This is a genomic window from Clostridium saccharoperbutylacetonicum N1-4(HMT) (genome assembly GCF_000340885.1).
GTDB classification, from domain to species: domain Bacteria; phylum Bacillota; class Clostridia; order Clostridiales; family Clostridiaceae; genus Clostridium; species Clostridium saccharoperbutylacetonicum.
Genome location: NC_020291.1, coordinates 1,052,861 through 1,071,912 on the forward strand (window position 1 = coordinate 1,052,861; position 19,052 = coordinate 1,071,912).

Below are 19,052 nucleotides of genomic sequence, written 5' to 3' on the forward strand. Positions count from 1 at the left end.
TAATATAATTAAGATGCCTTTGAACTTATTTAAAGGCATCTTGAAATTGAAGCAAGGTAGGTGGAACAGTTTTGAAAAGTAAATACAGTAGTGAATTTATTAGAGAAGAAAGAAAAGGATATTTATTTGTGTTACCAGCATTAATATTTATGTTAGCTTTTGTTGGGTACCCAATTATTTATAATTTTATATTAAGTTTTAGAGATGTAAATGTTACAACCTTTAGTCAGCCAATTAAACCTTTTGTTGGATTTAAAAATTATATTGAAGTATTTCAGGATCCTACACTAACAATCAGTATTTGGAATACCTTAGTTTTCACATTAGGAAGTATATCAATACAATTCATTATAGGATTAGGCTTAGCTTTACTTTTTAATATGAAGTTTAAAATAGCTGAACCCCTCAGAGGACTTATGGTAGTAAGTTATCTTATACCAATGACAGTAACTGCGCTATTATTTAAATTTATGTACAGTACTAGTGGCGGAATAATAAATGAGTTGTTAATGAAAGCTCATTTAATTTCAGCACCCATTGGATGGATAATAGATAGTAAAACATCTATGTTTTCGGTTATATTGACTAATTCGTGGGTTGGAATTCCTTTTAATATGCTTTTATTAACAACAGGGTTAAGTAATATTCCTTACTCATTATATGAAGCTGCTAAAGTTGATGGAGCTAATGTTTTTCAAAGATTCTTTAAAGTAACATTGCCATCATTAAAACCAGCAATTTTATCTGTTTTAGTTCTTGGTTTTATATATACTTTTAAGGTATTTGATTTAGTATTTGTTATGACCAATGGTGGGCCAGTAAATAGTACTGAGTTAATGTCTACCTTTGCATATAAATTATCGTTCACACAATTTTCATTCAGCAAGGGTGCTACTGTTGCTAATATATTATTTGCAATTTTATTCTGTGTAAGTTTAGGATATCTTTCATTAATAAAGGAAGATGAGGTGATGGGATAATGAAGAATATAGTGCTTAAAGATAAACAGAAGAATATAATATTGTGTTGCGTATCAATTTTAATAGGATGTATTATGCTTTTCCCAATTTATTGGATTATAGTAAGTTCATTTAAAACTAACGCTGAAATTTTTGCATCACCTCCAACTTTCATACCTAAAGAATTTACTTTAGAGAGCTACACATCACAATTTACTGATAAAAATAATATTTTAGTTGCTTTTTTAAATAGCTGTAAAGTTGCTTTTACTTCAATGGTTTTGTCATGTGTACTGGCTATCCCGGCAGCATATGGGTTAGCAAGGTTTAGAATGAGAGGAAAAAAGCTATTTATTATAATATTTTTAACTACACAAATGCTTCCAGTTGCATTGATATTAACACCAATGTTTTTAGTGTATAAGAATTTACATTTGTTAGATAATATTTGGGCGCCTATACTATCAGATGCAACTATATCTGTGCCGTTTGTAGTACTTATTCTGAGAACCTATTTTCTAGCATTACCAAAGGAACTTGAAGATTCAGCTAAAATAGATGGCTGTAATACCTTTACTGCTTTTACTAAAATAATGCTTCCAATATCTTACCCTGGATTAATAATGACTGGAGCCTTTTCTTTTCTATATGCTTGGGGAGATTTAGCTTACTCTCTTACATTTTTGACTAGTCCTGAAAAGAGGACAATGACAGCTAGTATATATAATTTTATGGGTAAGTATGGAATACAATGGAATGCCATAATGGCTTATGGAGTACTTTTGGTTTTACCTGTTGTTTTAATATTTATATTCCTTCAAAAATATATAATTGGTGGATTAACTAATGGTGCTGTTAAGGGATAGTTAGTGTAGTTGCGTAACCGTTAGAATAAAAGTTTGGATTAATGTAATTTTAAATTAAAGTCATAAAGTGTAATTTCATAAAGTATCCAATGCAAAGATTCAAATTTGATTAAGATTGGAGTGAAAAACATGGATTCTGAAAATAAGCTTAATTTTGATAATGATAGCTTTTTTAAAGTAGAAGGAAATAAATTAATTCGTCAGTATGATTCTGAAAAACTATATATTGAACCTTGGGGGGAAAACAGCTTTCGTATACGCAGTATAAACCAGGCGGAACTTATAGATAATGAGTGGGCTTTATTGCCACAAAAGAGTAGTAATGACGTTAAAATTAAGGTTGATGGTAATGAAGCATGCATACAAAATGGAAAAATTAGAGCTGAGATTGATGCAGGTGGAAAGCTTACTTTTTATAATCAAAAAGGTGATATTCTTTTAGAGGAATACGTAAGAAATAGAAATAATATAAAGACGTTTTGTAGCGCGTTAAATATTGATGCACGCGAATTTAAGCCTATCCTTGGTGGTGACTATACCTTGACCATGAGATTTGAGTCAAATCCTAATGAAAAGTTATTTGGTATGGGACAATATCAGCAACCTAATTTAGATTTAAAAAATTGTATATTAGAGCTTGCACAGAGAAATTCACAAGCTAGTGTACCTTTCGTATTATCTAATTTAGGTTATGGATTATTATGGAATAACCCTGGTATTGGAAAGGTTACTTTTGGAAGGAACGTTACAGAGTGGATAGCTAATTCAACAAAGCAGTTAGATTATTGGATAACAGCTGGAGATAATCCAGCAGAAATAGAACAAGCTTATGCAAAAGCTACAGGAACAGTTCCAATGATGCCAGATTACGCCATGGGCTTTTGGCAATGTAAATTAAGATATCAAACTCAAGAGGAACTGTTAGAAGTGGCTCGTGAATATAAAAGAAGAGGACTTCCTATTTCAGTTATAGTTATTGACTTCTTTCATTGGCCAAAGCAAGGAGAATGGAAATTTGATTTAGAATATTGGCCTGATCCTGATGCTATGATTAAAGAACTTAAGACTATGGGAATTGAACTAATGGTATCTATCTGGCCAACAGTAGATAAAACAAGTGAAAATTATAATAAGATGCTTGAAAAAGGTTATTTAGTAAGAACTGATAGAGGAATTAGAACTACTATGGACTTTTTAGGAGATACTGTTTTCTATGATCCTACAAATCCAGATTCTCGCGATTTTGTTTGGAAAATAGCCAAGAAAAATTATTATGATAAAGGTATAAAAATATTCTGGCTTGATGAAGCAGAACCTGAGTATTCTGTTTATGATTTTGATAACTATAGATATTATATGGGACCAAATGAACAGATAGGTAATATTTACCCAGTAATGTATGCAAAGACTTTCTTTGATGGTATGAAAGAAGAAGGGCAAGAGAATATTATTAATTTACTTCGATGTGCTTGGGCAGGAAGCCAACGTTATGGTGCTCTTGTATGGTCTGGAGATATCGATTCGAGTTTTGAATCTTTAAGAAATCAATTTGCTGCTGGATTAAATATGGGTATAGCAGGTATACCATGGTGGACAACAGATATAGGAGGCTTCCATGGTGGAAATCCAGATGACCCTGATTTTAGAGAATGTATAATCCGTTGGTTTGAATATGGAGTATTCTGTCCTGTTTTCAGGTTACATGGTGACCGTGAAGCGCACTCTGAACCTCTTGGAACTAGTGGTGGAGGTTTATGTGCTAGTGGTGCAGCTAATGAAGTATGGAGTTATGGAGAAGAAGCATATGAGATTTTTAAAAAATATATGTTTATTCGTGAAAAAATGAAGCCTTATATTACTACAATCATGCAGGAGGCCCATGAAAAAGGAACTCCAGTTATTAGACCATTATTTTATGACTTTTCTCATGATAAGCTTTGTTGGGATATTGGAGATCAGTATATGTTTGGTCCAGAGATTCTTGTGGCACCAATACTTTATAAAGGTAGCACATCAAGAAAAGTGTATCTACCAGAAGGTGCTAAGTGGAAGGATGTAAATAATGGACAAATATTAACTGGAGGACAATGGATTAATTATGATGCCCCACTTGAGATTATTCCAGTATTTCTTAAAAATGACGCGGATATTCTATAGCAGTACTGCAGGAGGAACAAAGTATGAAAGATTTATTTGAAAATAGTAGTGGACTAAGAAAAGTGGCAAAAGAAATTCCACTAAGTAACGTAAAAATAAAGGATAATTTTTGGTCACACTATAGAAAGCTTGCAAGAGAAGTAGTTATACCATACCAATGGGAGGCTATTAATGATAGGATTCCAGATGCAGAACCCAGCCATGCACTAAAAAATTTTCGTATAGCTGCAGGAATTGAAACTGGAGAGTTTCATGGGATGGTATTTCAAGATAGTGATGTATCAAAGTGGCTTGAAGCAGTAGGTTTTAGTCTTCAAACTCATCCTGATCCAGAGCTAGAAAAAAATGCTGATGATGTTATTGATATTTTGGAAATGGCGCAGAGACCAGATGGATATTTAAACACATATTTTATTTTAAAGGAACCAGAAAATAGATGGAGGAATTTAGCTGAATGCCATGAATTATACTGCGCTGGTCACTTTTTTGAAGCCGCAGTAGCCTATTATAATGCTACAAATAAGAGAAAGGTTTTAGATATAGCATGTAAGTTTGCCGATTATATCAGTGATACATTTGGTCCAGAAGAAGGTAAAATTCATGGTTATGATGGACATGAAGAAGTAGAATTAGCACTTTTTAAGCTTTATAAAGTTACCGGGAATAAGAAGTATCTTAATTTAAGCAAATATTTCTTAGATGAACGTGGAGCAGAACCAGATTTTTTTGATATGCAATGGGAAGAAAGAGGAAGAAAAGATTTTTGGCAAGGTGGAGTAAAAAGAGAGTGGGGAAAAACCTATTTTCAAACACATTTGCCAGTTAGACAACAGGAATCGGCGGAAGGTCATGCTGTAAGGGTTGTATATATGTGCATGGCTATGGCTGATGTAGCTGCAGAAACTGGAGATGTAGAATTATTCAAAGCTTGTAAGAAGCTTTGGAAAAATATTATTTTAAAAAGGATGTACATAACTGGAGGGATTGGTTCAACTTCCATAGGAGAATCCTTTACTTTTGATTATGATCTTCCTAATGATATGGTTTATGGAGAAACCTGTGCTTCTGTTGGTTTAGCTTTTTTTGCTCATAGAATGTTGATGATTGAGCCAAAAAGTGAATATGCAGATGTAATGGAGAGCGCTCTTTATAATACTATAATTGGAGGAATGGCACAGGATGGCAAGAGTTTCTTTTATGTAAATCCACTTGAAGTAAATCCAGAAGCTTGCGAAAAAAATCCAACAAAACACCATGTTAAACCAAGAAGACAAAAATGGTTTACTTGTGCATGCTGCCCTCCTAATATAACAAGAACTTTAACGTCACTTGGTCAATATATTTATACTGTAAATGAAGAAACTATATATACTAACTTATATATTGGCGGAGAAGCGTCTATAAGTTTAGCAGACAATGAGATAAAGCTTATTCAAGAAACAGATTATCCGTGGAAGGAAGAAATAAAAATAAAAGTATTTACTGAGGAAGAAATAAAATTTACATTGGCTTTAAGAATACCAAGCTGGTGTCCAGAGGCTAAAATTAAGGTGAATAATCAAGTTGTAGATATAGAGGAAAGAACGCTTAATGGATATGCAATGATTAATAGAGAGTGGAAAGCTTCTGATGAAATTGTACTTATTCTAAAAATGCCTATTTTAAGAATGAAAGCAAATCCATTAGTAAGAGCAGATATAGGAAAAGTTGCCATACAAAGAGGTCCTTTAGTTTATTGTTTAGAGGAAGCAGATAATGGTTCTAATCTTCACGAGATATATTTACCAAAAGAATCTACATTTGAAGAAGGTTTTGATTCAAACTTGCTAGGTGGTATCGTAGTGATAAACACTGAGGGAAAACGCCTTGTAAATAGTGAAAAATGGGTAAATAAACTTTATAGATATGAAGCAGAGGAAGAATATATACCTTCTACTATAAAATTCATTCCATATTATGCATGGGCAAATCGGAATGTTGGTGAGATGACGGTGTGGGTAAGAGAACTATAAGAAAAAGATAAACTTTATGGATGAAGGGAGGTGGCAAATAGAAAAATTAAATAATGAGAAAAAAATATAAATGTAACAATGGAAGGGGAGAATTAATGTATGAAAAAGAAATTTATTGGAATGGTATTAAGCTTGTCAATTATTTTAACGGCAGGTGTAATTCCAGGAAAACCAGTTTTTGCAGCTAGTACTTTAAACGTTGATTGTGGAACTACAATTAGGGGAGTAACTCATTGCGCAAGTGGATCGCTCTATGGAATTACTGAGAGTAAACCAAGTGATATTTCACAGATTGTAGCACCTCTTAAGCCAAATGTTTTCACAAATCCAGCTTTAGCTGGATCGCAAAATCAGCAACCAATAGGAGCAGCTATACCAGTGGCTGGAAGGCTTACTAATACAACTGGAAAAGTCATGATTAGGCTAGCAGATATATATCCAAAGTGGCCGTATGCTTTTACAAACATGGATGATTGGATTGGTAAAGTCACTAATGTAATTAATAAAAAGAAAGCTTCTGGATACTCAGATTTTTATGGATATGAAATATGGAATGAACCAGATGGTACCTGGAAAAGTACTTCAGTAAGCTTTAATGACTTGTGGCTTAAAACTTATAAATTGATACGTTCCTTAGATTCAACAGCTCAAATTATAGGACCTTCTTATTCTTACTATAATCATAACAGGATGAATGATTTTCTAACTTTTTGTAAGGCTAATAATTGTGTTCCAGATGTAATTTGTTGGCATGAACTTGGTGGAAGTAAAAATATTTCTAATGACATTAAAGATTTGAATTCATTAGAAAAGACACTTGGAATACCAGCAAAGAAAATTTCAATAAATGAATATTGTGATAGTGATCATAATGCCGAGGGACAGCCAGGGGCATCAGCACCTTTTATTGCTAAATTTGAACGTAATAAAGTAGATTCTGCTTGCATTTCATGGTGGTGGACAGGTGCACCAGGTAGATTGGGAAGTCTTATGGCCTCTGATACACAAAAAGGTGCTGGCTGGTGGTTTTATAAATGGTATGGTGATATGACAGGCAGTATGGTTAATGTAACACCTCAAAATGATAATAGCAATGGAGTAGATGGTTTTGCTTGTGTTGATTCAAGTAATAAGTATGTAAGCATACTTTTAGGTGGAGTTAATGATGGAACTGTTAATGTAAGTATAAATAAACTTCCATCCTTTATTGGAGCATCTGCAAATGTTAAAGTAGAAAAAGTAGATTGGAAAAGTAAAGATACTCCTGTAAGTGGTACGAATTTAGTTTTTTCAAAGAGTTATCCAGTTACGAATGGAACCATTAATGTGTCAATTCCAAATACAAATAATACTAGTGGATATCGTGTTTATATAACTAATTAGAAAATATAGGGTATTGTATCTTAATTTCATGATTGATTTTAAGTACAATACCTTATTTAATTATTAAAATATTATTTGTTTAAATAAATCTTTACTAAAATTTATATTGTCAAAAGTTATTTGTTATACTATAATAAAGTTAGTGGATGGTGATTGCACGAGCAAGCTATACCTGTTTATATGTTATTATGGAGTATTATTCGTAATGAGATATAAGCAGGTATTTTTTTATATAAAAGTGAAACATCGGTATGCTAGTATAATAGTTATATTTAATACTTAATTAGATAAAATAAAATTACTATAAAGGATGGTGTATGATGGTAATTTATAAAATTTTTAATAATAATGCTGTAGTAATTAAAGATGAAAAAGGTGTAGAAAAAATTGTTATGGGATGTGGGCTTGCATTCAAGAAAAAGTGTGGAGAAGAAGTCGATGTAAGCAAGATAGATAAAGTATTTATATTATCTGATCCAGAGGTTAATAACAAGTTTCAGGAAATGATGACATATATTCCATCTGAATATGTTGAATTGGGTGAGGAAATTATAAACTATGCTGCTAAAGCTTTAAATAAGACCTTAAACGATACGATTTATATTTCTCTAATTGATCACTTATATGCAGCAGTAAAACGTTACCAAGATGGCATTTCAGTAAAAAATGCTATTTTATGGGATATAAAAAGATTCTACAAAGATGAATATAAAATTGGATTGAAGGCTCTTGATATGATAGAAGAGCGATTTTCAGTGAGACTGCCTGATGATGAGGCTGGATTTACAGCAATACATATTGTTGAATCAGTATTGAGTGAAAATGCTGAAGATATGCAGAAAATTACTGAAATAATATCAGAAATATCCAATATAGTAAAATATAATTTTCATATTTATTTTAATGAAGATTCAGTATATTATTATCGTTTTGTTACTCACTTGAAATTTTTTGCGCAAAGACTATTAGAAGGAAAAACTTATCTTGATGATGCACAAGATGACTTGCTTTATACAGTAAAAACAAAGTATGTGAATTCATATGAATGTGCTGAGAAGATAAGTAAGTTTATTAAAACAAAGTATGATTATGATATATCTAATGATGAAAAATTATATTTGACTATTCACATTGAAAGAATTGTTTATAAGGCTGTCTTATGACTGGATGGTGACATTAAGTTGGCTATACCTTCATATTTCAAATAAAAAAGAAAAATGGAGGAATTAAAATGGGAAAGTATGAATCATTAGCAAAGGACATTATTAAAAATGTCGGTGGAAAGGACAACATTATCAGCCTATTACATTGCGTTACTAGGTTGAGATTTAATTTGAAAGACGAGAGTCTTGCAAATGATGAAGTTTTGAAAGATATGGATGGTGTGATTACTGTAATGCATAGTGCTGGGCAGTACCAGGTTGTTATCGGAAATCATGTACCACAGGTATATGAAGAGGTTTGTAAGGCTGCAAATATTTCTTCAACTTCACCTGCACTTCAAGGAAAGAAAATGACCTTAAAAGAAAAAGCTTTAGACTTAATTACAGGTATAATGATGCCATCAATTGCATTATTGTGTGCATGTGGTATGTTAAAAGGTTTGAACTCTATTCTATCTTATCTTGGATTATATTCTAATACTGATGGAATTTATTTGTTATTAAATGCAATTGGCGATTCTATATTTTATTTTCTACCAATTGTAATTGGATATAATACTGCAAAGAAAATTAATATGAATCCTTTCTTAGGATTAATTATTGGTGCTTCCTTATGTTATCCAACAATCAATAATGTGGATATGCAGTTATTTGGACGTGTGGTTAATGCAAATTATACTTCAACGCTATTACCAGTTATATTGATTGTTGCAATTGCAAAGCCATTAGAAACTTTTTTTAATCGTGTAATTCCTGATATGGTTAAAACATTTATTACTCCAATGCTTGTATTATTGATTTCAGTTCCATTAGGATTTGTTGTTATAGGTCCATTTGCAAATATGCTTGCACAAATAGTATCTGATACAGTTTTATATGTGTACCAATTAAATCCTATCTTGGCCGGAGTTTTTGTTGGTGGATTGTGGCAGGTATTAATTATTTTTGGAGTTCATATTGTTTTAGTTTTCTTATGTGTTGCTAATATTGCAGCTGGTATTCCTGACCCAATTTTGGGATTCACTACATTTGTAACCTTTAGTACTACTGGTATGGTTTTTGCAATTTGGTTAAAGACAAAAGATAAGGCCTTAAAACAAATTGCTTTACCAGCTTGGGTATCAGGCTTCTTTGGTGTAACTGAACCAGCAATTTATGGAATCTTGTTACCAAGAATAGAACAATTTATACTTTCATGTATTTGTGGTGCAATTGCTGGAGGAATGACTGCTTTCTTTGGACTTAAATATCATATAATGGCTGGGATGGGGATTTTTGAAATACCTGCATTATTAGATCCTGAACAACCAGGGGCAAGTTTAGTTAAGTGTTTAATTGTTACCGCTGTTTCATTTGTAATTGGATTTGTTGTAGCGTTTATTAAGTTTAAAGATAGAGAAAATATTACAACGGAAATCACTAAAAAAGATGAAGATAAAAATGGGAAAGAAGTTATTGCTTCTCCAATGACTGGTACTTTAAAATCTTTAGACCAAGTTAAAGATGCAGCGTTTGCAAACGGAGCCATGGGCAAGGGAGTAGCTATAGAACCAAATGAAGGAAAAGTTATATCTCCATTTGATGGAACAGTCATGGCAATGTTCCCAACTAAACATGCAATTGGGTTACTATCTGATAAGGGGTGTGAAGTATTAATTCATATTGGAATGGATACAGTGCAATTGGAAGGAAAATATTTTGAAACCCATGTAAAACAAGGGGATAAGATAAAAAAAGGTGATTTATTAATTACTTTTGATAAAGAAGCTATTATAAAGGAAGGGTATTCATTGGATACACCAATTTTAGTAACAAATACAAACGATTATTTAGATATTGTAGTAGTAAATAGCAATTCTTCTATTAATGCAGGCAAAGATTTAATAGTCTTACTATAATTAGGAGGAAGGAGGAATTAAAATGTTTCCGAAGGAATTTTTATGGGGTGGCGCTGTAGCCGCAAACCAATGTGAAGGTGCATGGAATGAAGCTGGTAAAAAAGAAAGTATATGTGATCACTTAACAGCAGGTTCAATTAATAAAAATAGAAAATTTACTTCTAAGATACTCTCAGAAGTAAATTATCCAAGTCACGAAGCAGTGGAGTTTTATCACCATTATAAAGAAGATATTGCATTATTTGCAGAAATGGGCTTTAAAGTTTTTCGTTTATCAATAGCTTGGAGCCGTATTTTTCCAAATGGAGATGATTTTCTGCCAAATGAAGAAGGCTTACAATTTTATGATGATGTATTTGATGAGTGTAAAAAATATGGAATTGAGCCTTTGGTAACCTTGAGTCATTTTGAAATTCCATATAATTTAGTAAAGGAATATCAAGGATTTACAAATCGTAAGGTTGTTATATTTTTTGAGCGCTATGCTAAGACTGTATTTGAACGTTATAAAGATAAAGTTAAATATTGGCTTACATTTAATGAAATTAATTTTGGGACTATGCCAATGGGAAACTTGGAGGTATTAGGAATATTGCATCAGGAAGATGAGGAGATTGCAAATCCTTTAGATAATATCCAAGTACGTTTTCAGGCTCTACATAATGTGTTTTTAGCAAGTGCAAGGGCTGTAAAAGTAGCACATGAAATTAATCCGGATTTTAAAGTTGGCTGTATGATTGCACATATTACTATGTATCCTTTAACTTGCAGACCAGAAGATTTACTTCTTCAACAAGAATTAGATAATATTATCAATAATTTTTGCGCAGATGTGCAAGTGAGAGGTGTGTATCCATATTATATAGAGGATTATTTTAAAAAGAATAATATTGATATTACTTTTGAAGAAGATGATGAGAGGATTTTAAAAGAAGGATGCGTTGATTTTTATTCATTTTCCTATTATATGAGCAATTGTATAACAACAGAAGAAGGGCATGAGACTACGCTTGGAAATTTACTGGGTGGAGTGAAAAATCCATATTTGCAGGCAAGTGAATGGGGATGGCAGATTGATCCCAAAGGACTTCGATATACATTAAATAAAATTTATGATAGATATAAAATTCCGTTATTTATTGTAGAAAATGGATTAGGTGCGGTTGATGAAATAGATGATAATGGATGTATTAATGATGATTATAGAATTAGTTATTTAAAAAGCCATATTGTAGAAATGAATAAAGCTATAGAAAATAATGTGGATTTATTTGGATATACCATGTGGTCTGCTATTGATTTGGTTAGTTCTGGTACAGGTGAAATGAAGAAAAGATACGGTTTCATTTATATTGATAAAGATGATAATGGAAATGGCACACTTAAGAGAACAAAGAAAAAATCTTTCAATTGGTATAAAAAAGTTATTGGAACCAATGGAAATGAGTTAGAATAAATAAATTTTTAGTATAAAAAAATTAAGAGATTGGAACTTGAAAATTATAAGTTAAGTTCTAATCTCTTATTTTTCTATAAAATGTAAACTATAATAGTGAGTATTAAGGTATAATAAATTATATACTTATATTTGGTATTGATTTTTGATATAAAACATGGAGGAGTTATGGAAAATAAGGATAATTTCATTGAAGCATATGGTGATTTTAAAATGCGAAAATTAACTGAAGATGATTTAGAGCAGTTTAATGGCCTTTTACGTTATGCTTTTCAGATAACAATGGATGAACTTTTGCATACTGGATGGACAGAGGATCAAATTATGCATGCAAAGATGCCTATTCTTAAAAATGCATATGTGCTTGGGTGGTTTTATCATGACAGATTAGCTTCGATGATTGTGGTATATTCAATGAAAGTTAATATTCATGATAATATCTGTAAAATGGGAGGAGTAACTGGAGTTGCTACTTATCCAGAGTATACAGGTAAAGGCTTAATACATTCCTTAATAAAACATGCAATTTTTCACATGCAGAAAGAGGGGCAATATATTTCATTCTTATATCCTTACTCAATTCCTCTGTATAGAAAACATGGTTGGGAAATTATTTCAGATAAAATAACTTTTAGAATAAAAGATTCTCAGCTACCTAAAAAAAGACCTGTAGATGGTATGATGGAGAGGGTAGACTTAGAATGTGAAGATCTCTTAAATGTACATGATTATTATTCTATGCAGCGCCATGGAGCAATGATTAGGGATAAATTAGCTTGGGATGAATATTGGCGTTGGGATAGTGATGATATTATTGCAGCTATTTATTATACTAAAAATCATAAACCACTTGGTTATCTTATTTACTATATAAGGAATGACACCTTTTATATTAAAGAAATGGTTTATTTAAATACTGAAGCACGGCATGGAATTTGGAATTATATAAGTGCGCATTATTCTATGGTAAGCGAAGTAAAAGGAAATAATTTCTCAGGAGAACCAATGGCATTTTTATTTGAAGATAGTGAAATAGTTGAAACTATTGAGCCATATTTTATGGCAAGAATTATAAATGTAAAAGAATTTATATTACAATATACATTCTTAGAGATATCTCAAAAGATAAAAATAAGTTTAAAAATAAATGATCCTATTGCTGAATGGAATAATGGAGTGTTTATGCTTTACTGGGAGGAGGAAGAAACAATTTGCGAAAAGACTGATGACATATATGCAGCTAATTTGGTAGAAATGGATATTCAAACCTTAACCACTATGTTAATGGGTTATAAGCGCCCTACATTTCTATATGAGTGTGGAAGAATAAAAACAGAATATTATATGTTGAGAATTCTTGAACAATTAATACCAGTAGAAAAACCATATTTTTCGGATTATTTTTAACATTAAAATTAGTAAGTTGTACAATTTTATATATAAACAAATTAGTAATTAGGACACTGAAAAAGCTTTGTTTTTCAGTGTCAATTTTATAAATTTGCATTAAAATTTTTTTGTACAGCATTAATTATTTCTAAAGCAAATTCATATTGAGAATCTGATTTTGAAATTGTATTTGAAAGTAAAGTTAAGAAAGCCGATTTATTACATTTATTTATATTATTATAGTAATCCCTTGATATTCTCCAATATTTTTGTGGGAAACAAACATAAGATAATATATATCTTAAGTCTGATTCATTTAATGGAGCAGATTCATTATAAGTTTTTAATATTGATAAGGCTAAATCAACATTCCATTTTGTATTTTCACGTTTAAGTAATCTACGCATGAAATATGACAAGTCTTTTGAACTATAATCCATTTTACATTTGTCAAAATCTATTATCCACGGGTCTGAATCAGGAGGGAAAATTAAATTTTTGTTTACATAATCACCGTGACATAGAGACTTACTTAACTTGGAATTATCAATTTTATTTGATATATCTAATGAAATTTGTGCAAGACGCAAATTTGTTTCAAAACTTGAAATAAAATATCTCGAAAAGGTATCTTTAAACTTAAATGCTTCATTCGAAGCTTTCAGCAAATCTTGAAAATGCTTTAAGGTTGATATGTAAAAATCATCAAATCCTTCTCTTTGAGAACCTCCTAAAATAGGCTGAAAATTACGTGACAGTGAGTGAATAGTGGAAAGTTTTTTGACAGATATTAAAACATGATTTATGTTATCGAAATTGCACTTTTCACCTTCAATCCATGGTGTCAATATAAAAAGCATACCTTGATAAGATACAAATCTATTGTTATCAATAGTGGGTAAAAGTTTAGGGACTCTTATGTTGTTTCTATATAACCATTCGATGGCAGAATATACATAAAGTAAATCATTTATATTATAATAAACTTTTTTTAAACAATAATTTTTTTCTTTAAAACGAACTTTATATACAGCTCTTTGCTTATCTGTATCTTTAAATTTGATTACTGACACAAGGGCGTTCTCTAATCTATAGTATGGCAAAACATATTGCTTTATAATTTCAGGTGAAAGATTAGATTCTTGTAAAGATAAAATTTCAGTCCCCATTAAAACACTCCTTTATATGGTGAATATTTAATAAAACAAATTTTCTATTAAGAAAAGTTGTTTTATTAAATAATATTAAAATAATATTAGTAATATACTTAAAGAGTGTTATTAAAAATAAATTTTTAATTAATTTAGATATTATTTTTTAATTATTTGCAAATAATAAATATGGCTAAAAATTAAAGGGAAATGATGAAAAAGGTAGAATACATAAAGTGAGGTGAAAATGTATGGATGTAAGAGAAAAAATTCAGAATTTTGAAAACTTGACATTGATTAAAGAAGCAGCATTTTCCAAAAACACTTTAGGAAGAAATATAGAAGAAACAGAAGATGACATAAGAACATGTTATATGGTTGATAGAGATAGAATAATTCAAAGCAAATCTTTTAGGCGTCTTAAACATAAAACGCAAGTATATATAAAAACTTTTGGAGATCATTACAGAACTAGGCTGACTCATACTTTAGAAGTGTCACAAGTTGCAAGAACTATAGGGGTTGGAATTGGGTTAAATGAAAATCTAATTGAAGCTATAGCTTTAGGACATGATTTAGGGCATGTTGCATTTGCTCATAATGGAGAAGAAGTTCTTAATGATTATTTGGAAAATGGATTTAGGCATAATGAACAAAGTGTAAGGGTAGTTACAAAGCTTGAAAATAATGGATTAGGCCTCAATTTAACTAAAGAAGTGATTAATGGAATATTAAATCATAGCGGTCTTGGTACTGTTAAAGACATAATTACTTTAGAAGGTGTGGTAGTTAAGTTTAGTGATAAAATGGCATATTTAAATCATGATATTGATGATTCAATAAGGGCAGGTTTGTTGACAAAGGAAGAGATTCCAAAAGAAATAGTCAGAGTTTTAGGTAATAACTCAGCTGAAAGATTAAATACTCTAATTAAAGATTTTGTTAAAACTTCAAATGAGAACATAAATAATGGTAAAAAAGAAGTTGGAATGAGTAAAGAAATTAATGAAGCAATGGTAGAACTTAGAAAGTTTATGTTTAAAAATATATATTTAGGGGATACCTTAAAGGTTGAGAGAAATAAAGCTAAATTTATATTAGATGAAATAATAAAATATTTCGAGAAAAATCCAGAAAAGATGCCAGATATGTATTTAAAAATATCTAAAGCAGAAAGCCTTAAGAGAGGTGTTGCGGATTATGTTGCAGGAATGAGTGATGATTATTGTTTAGCATTATTTAATAATTTATTTGTGCCTAAATTAGTAATAAATTAATTAAAATAATAAAATCATTTTAAATAAAAAAGGATTTTATTATTTAAAAACGAATTAATTAATACATAGTAATATTTTTTGATGAATATTACTTAAATGAGTTAACTAAAAAAATAAATTTTAAATTTTATTTAAATTATAGAAGGGAAACTCATTAACGTGTCGAATAATATATAACTGGCGAAAAAGCAGAATGGAAGGAGATGTCTCCTTGCAAGTATCAGAAGAAGTAATTCAGAAAATAAAAGAACAGAATGATATTGTTGATATTATTTCAGAAGATGTAAGGTTAAAAAAATCAGGCAGAAATTATATGGGGTTATGTCCATTTCATAATGATAAATCCCCATCATTTAGTGTTTCTAGTGAAAAGCAAATATATAAATGTTTTTCATGTGGAGAAGCAGGAAATGTATTTACATTCGTTATGAAATATAAGAAACTCACTTTTGTAGAAGCAGCAAAATACCTAGCTGCTAAGGCAAATATTCCATTGCAAATAGAAAATTCAGAAAATAGTAAAATTTCTAGAAAAAAAGAACTTTTATATAAAATAAATGTAGAAGCAGCTAGATATTATTTTTCTAATTTACAAAGGAATAGAACAGCAAAAGATTATTTCCTTAAACGAGGAATTAAAGAGGAAACTATAAAGCGATTTGGATTAGGGTATTCCAATGATGAGTGGCAGGGAGTAATAAATTATTTAAGAAGAAAAGGATATAAAAATGATTTGTTACTTGAAGCTGGATTAGTTTCTAAAAGTGAAAAAAGTGGAAATATATATGATAAATTTAGAAATCGTGTTATGTTTCCAGTATTTGATGTTAGAGGAAAAGTAATTGGCTTTGGAGGCAGGGTTTTAGATGATTCAAAACCAAAATATTTAAATTCACCAGAGACCATGGTTTTCCAAAAGGGAATTAATCTTTATGGACTGAATTTTGCAGTTAAAAATAAGCTACAAGAGGACTATATCATTATTGTAGAAGGATATATGGATCTAATAGCACTTCACCAATACGGTATAACAAATGCCGTTGCATCTCTAGGAACTGCACTTACCGTAAATCAAGTAAGACTTTTAAGAAGATATGTAAATAAAGTAATAATTTCTTATGATGCTGATGTTGCAGGGCAAACTGCTACATTAAGAGGATTAGAAATTTTAAGAAGTGCTGGACTTGATGTGAAAGTGTTAACAGTACCAGAAGGAAAAGATCCAGATGAATTTGTGAGAAATAACGGAAAAGATGCATTTTTAAGATTAATAAATGAGGCTTTACCATTAATTGATTATAAAATTAAGCGAGCAGCCCAAGGAATCGATCTTAAAAATCAAAACGACTTAATAGAATATGGAGAAAAATTTGCTGAAATTTTAGCAGACTTAAATCCAATAGAAAAAGACGTATATATAAAGAAGATTTCTGAAGAAACATCGATTAAAGAGCAGGCGTTATATGACTTACTTTCGCAAGTATTAACGAAAAAACAAAAAGAAGATAATTTTGTGAATAAAAAGGGAATTTATGGAACAAAATTATATGTAGAACCAGCATACTTAAAAGCTGAAAGAGCTTTATTAAAATTAATGCTTAATGATGAATTTTATGATGAACTTAAAGACATCATAAAGGTTGGAGATTTTGTAATGAAATCTCATAATAAAATTTATTCATTAATATTAGAAGGTAAAAATGAGGATACTATTAATATAGAATCGTATATAGAGAATAGATGTGATGATGTAGAAAGTTCCAAAGAATTAACAAAAATAAAAGAACACGAAATTCTGGAGTTTGCTGATAAAAGTAGATTGATAAGCGATTACCTAAAGGAAGTTAAAAAATTTAAACTTAAGTTACAAATTGATTCTTTAAAAAAGGAACAAAACAAGTTTGAAAAAGAAGGTAAAATAGAAGAATCTATAAAGATTGCAATAGAACTTGCTAAATTATCGAAGGAACTGAAGGTTGAGGAGAGAGGTTAAAGGTTATGACGGAAGGAGGCAATAACAATATGGAACAAAAAACAAATGGAAAAGCAATAAAACCAAAAGATGATAAAAAAGATAAAAATGCTAAAATGGCTGCTGTAAAAGACTTGATTGACAAAGGAAAGAAAAATGGTTCATTAACATATAAAGAAATTATGGAAACAATGGATCATATTGATTTAAGTCCAGAACAAATAGAAAAAATATATGAAGTTTTAGAAATGACAGGCGTTGAGATTATAGGAGAAGAACCTTCTGATAATACTGTTGAAGAAGAAGAAATAGATTTATCTGTACCAGAAGGTATTGCGATAGACGATCCAGTAAGAATGTATCTAAAAGAAATTGGAAAAGTACCTTTATTGTCTTCTGAACAAGAAATGATTTATGCTAGAGAAATAGAAGAAGGTAATCAAAAAGCTAAAAAGAAATTAGCAGAAGCTAATTTAAGATTAGTTGTTAGTATTGCAAAAAGATATGTTGGAAGAGGAATGTTGTTCTTAGATTTGATACAAGAAGGAAACTTAGGGCTTATAAAAGCTGTAGAAAAATTTGATTATAGGAAAGGCTTTAAGTTTTCAACTTATGCTACATGGTGGATTAGGCAAGCAATAACAAGAGCTATTGCAGATCAAGCAAGAACAATCAGAATTCCTGTTCATATGGTAGAAACTATAAATAAGCTTATAAGAGTGCAAAGGCAATTATTACAAGAACTAGGAAGAGATCCTTTTCCAGAAGAAATTTCAAAGGTTATGGAGCTTCCAGTAGATAAAGTTCGTGAAATTCAAAAAATTGCTCAAGAGCCAGTTTCGTTGGAAACACCAATAGGTGAAGAAGAAGATTCACATTTAGGAGATTTTATTCCAGATGATGAGGCACCAGCACCAGCTGAAGCAGCTGCATTTACAATGCTTAAAGAGCAATTAATAAACGTATTAGATACGTTAACACCTAGAGAAGAAAAAGTATTAAGATTGAGATTTGGACTTGATGATGGAAGAGCAAGAACTCTTGAAGAAGTAGGTAAAGAATTTAACGTAACAAGAGAAAGAATTAGACAAATTGAAGCGAAAGCTTTAAGAAAGCTAAGACATCCATCAAGAAGTAAAAAGTTAAAAGATTATTTAGACTAAAAACTTAAGAAGATATTTTTAAAAGTAGTAAGCTGAATTAAATATTTTAGAATATTAGAAAAGCCTATAAATTAATGCACAATGCACAATGAATAATTCGCAATTAGGGATTAAGTAATGAATATAAATCCTTAATTGTGACTTGTAAAATGTTCATTGTGCATTAAAAGTTTTAATGTTATTTATATGTGTTACATTTATAAATG

The 19,052-nt window shown here is 30.5% G+C and carries 13 protein-coding genes; 12 read left to right on the top strand and 1 reads right to left on the bottom strand.

The annotated features are described in order from the left end of the window. The first annotated feature begins 71 nt into the window (after positions 1–71). The 9 genes from CSPA_RS04645 to CSPA_RS04685 all read left to right on the top strand — a co-directional run bounded on the left by CSPA_RS04645 (position 72) and on the right by CSPA_RS04685 (position 13,301). Positions 72–980, top strand: a complete 909-nt coding sequence (locus tag CSPA_RS04645) for a carbohydrate ABC transporter permease (protein WP_015391049.1) — start codon at positions 72–74, stop codon at positions 978–980. Beyond that, positions 980–1,825, top strand: a complete 846-nt coding sequence (locus tag CSPA_RS04650; protein ID WP_015391050.1) for a carbohydrate ABC transporter permease — start codon at positions 980–982, stop codon at positions 1,823–1,825. The genes CSPA_RS04645 and CSPA_RS04650 overlap by 1 nt, the downstream gene beginning before the upstream one ends. A 129-nt stretch (positions 1,826–1,954) precedes the next feature. After that, positions 1,955–3,982, top strand: coding sequence for a glycoside hydrolase family 31 protein (locus tag CSPA_RS04655; RefSeq protein ID WP_015391051.1), 2,028 nt, complete (start codon positions 1,955–1,957; stop codon positions 3,980–3,982). A gap of 23 nt (positions 3,983–4,005) precedes the next feature. Beyond that, positions 4,006–5,994 (top strand): glycoside hydrolase family 127 protein, encoded by a 1,989-nt coding sequence (locus CSPA_RS04660; RefSeq protein ID WP_015391052.1) that lies wholly within the window; start codon positions 4,006–4,008, stop codon positions 5,992–5,994. A gap of 99 nt (positions 5,995–6,093) precedes the next feature. Beyond that, positions 6,094–7,377, top strand: a complete 1,284-nt coding sequence (locus tag CSPA_RS04665; RefSeq protein ID WP_015391053.1) for a glycoside hydrolase family protein — start codon at positions 6,094–6,096, stop codon at positions 7,375–7,377. A 320-nt stretch (positions 7,378–7,697) separates the two neighbouring features. Then, positions 7,698–8,540 carry a BglG family transcription antiterminator LicT gene (gene licT, locus CSPA_RS04670; RefSeq protein WP_017810807.1) on the top strand — a complete coding sequence of 281 codons (843 nt, stop codon included), beginning with the start codon at positions 7,698–7,700 and terminating at the stop codon, positions 8,538–8,540. 68 nt (positions 8,541–8,608) lie between these two features. Then, a complete protein-coding gene (locus tag CSPA_RS04675; protein ID WP_015391055.1) occupies positions 8,609–10,438 on the top strand; it encodes a beta-glucoside-specific PTS transporter subunit IIABC in 1,830 nt (609 codons plus the stop codon). Between the two features lie 22 nt (positions 10,439–10,460). Next, positions 10,461–11,894, top strand: coding sequence for a 6-phospho-beta-glucosidase (locus tag CSPA_RS04680; RefSeq protein ID WP_015391056.1), 1,434 nt, complete (start codon positions 10,461–10,463; stop codon positions 11,892–11,894). A gap of 168 nt (positions 11,895–12,062) precedes the next feature. Continuing rightward, positions 12,063–13,301 (top strand): GNAT family N-acetyltransferase, encoded by a 1,239-nt coding sequence (locus CSPA_RS04685; RefSeq protein WP_015391057.1) that lies wholly within the window; start codon positions 12,063–12,065, stop codon positions 13,299–13,301. Between the two features lie 86 nt (positions 13,302–13,387). Here the strand turns inward: CSPA_RS04685 and CSPA_RS04690 are convergent, their stop codons facing one another. Continuing rightward, a complete protein-coding gene (locus tag CSPA_RS04690; protein WP_015391058.1) occupies positions 13,388–14,452 on the bottom strand; it encodes a CotS family spore coat protein in 1,065 nt (354 codons plus the stop codon). A gap of 233 nt (positions 14,453–14,685) precedes the next feature. On the opposite strand from CSPA_RS04690, the gene CSPA_RS04695 reads away from it, so the two are divergent. From CSPA_RS04695 to rpoD, 3 genes are all read left to right on the top strand, one after another. Next, positions 14,686–15,711, top strand: a complete 1,026-nt coding sequence (locus CSPA_RS04695; protein ID WP_015391059.1) for a deoxyguanosinetriphosphate triphosphohydrolase — start codon at positions 14,686–14,688, stop codon at positions 15,709–15,711. Between the two features lie 211 nt (positions 15,712–15,922). Then, positions 15,923–17,704: a DNA primase gene (gene dnaG / locus CSPA_RS04700; protein WP_015391060.1), complete on the top strand. Its 1,782-nt coding sequence runs from the start codon at positions 15,923–15,925 to the stop codon at positions 17,702–17,704. Positions 17,705–17,709: 5 nt separating this feature from the next. Then, positions 17,710–18,846, top strand: a complete 1,137-nt coding sequence (rpoD, locus tag CSPA_RS04705; RefSeq protein ID WP_015391061.1) for an RNA polymerase sigma factor RpoD — start codon at positions 17,710–17,712, stop codon at positions 18,844–18,846. The last annotated feature ends 206 nt before the right edge of the window (positions 18,847–19,052 follow it).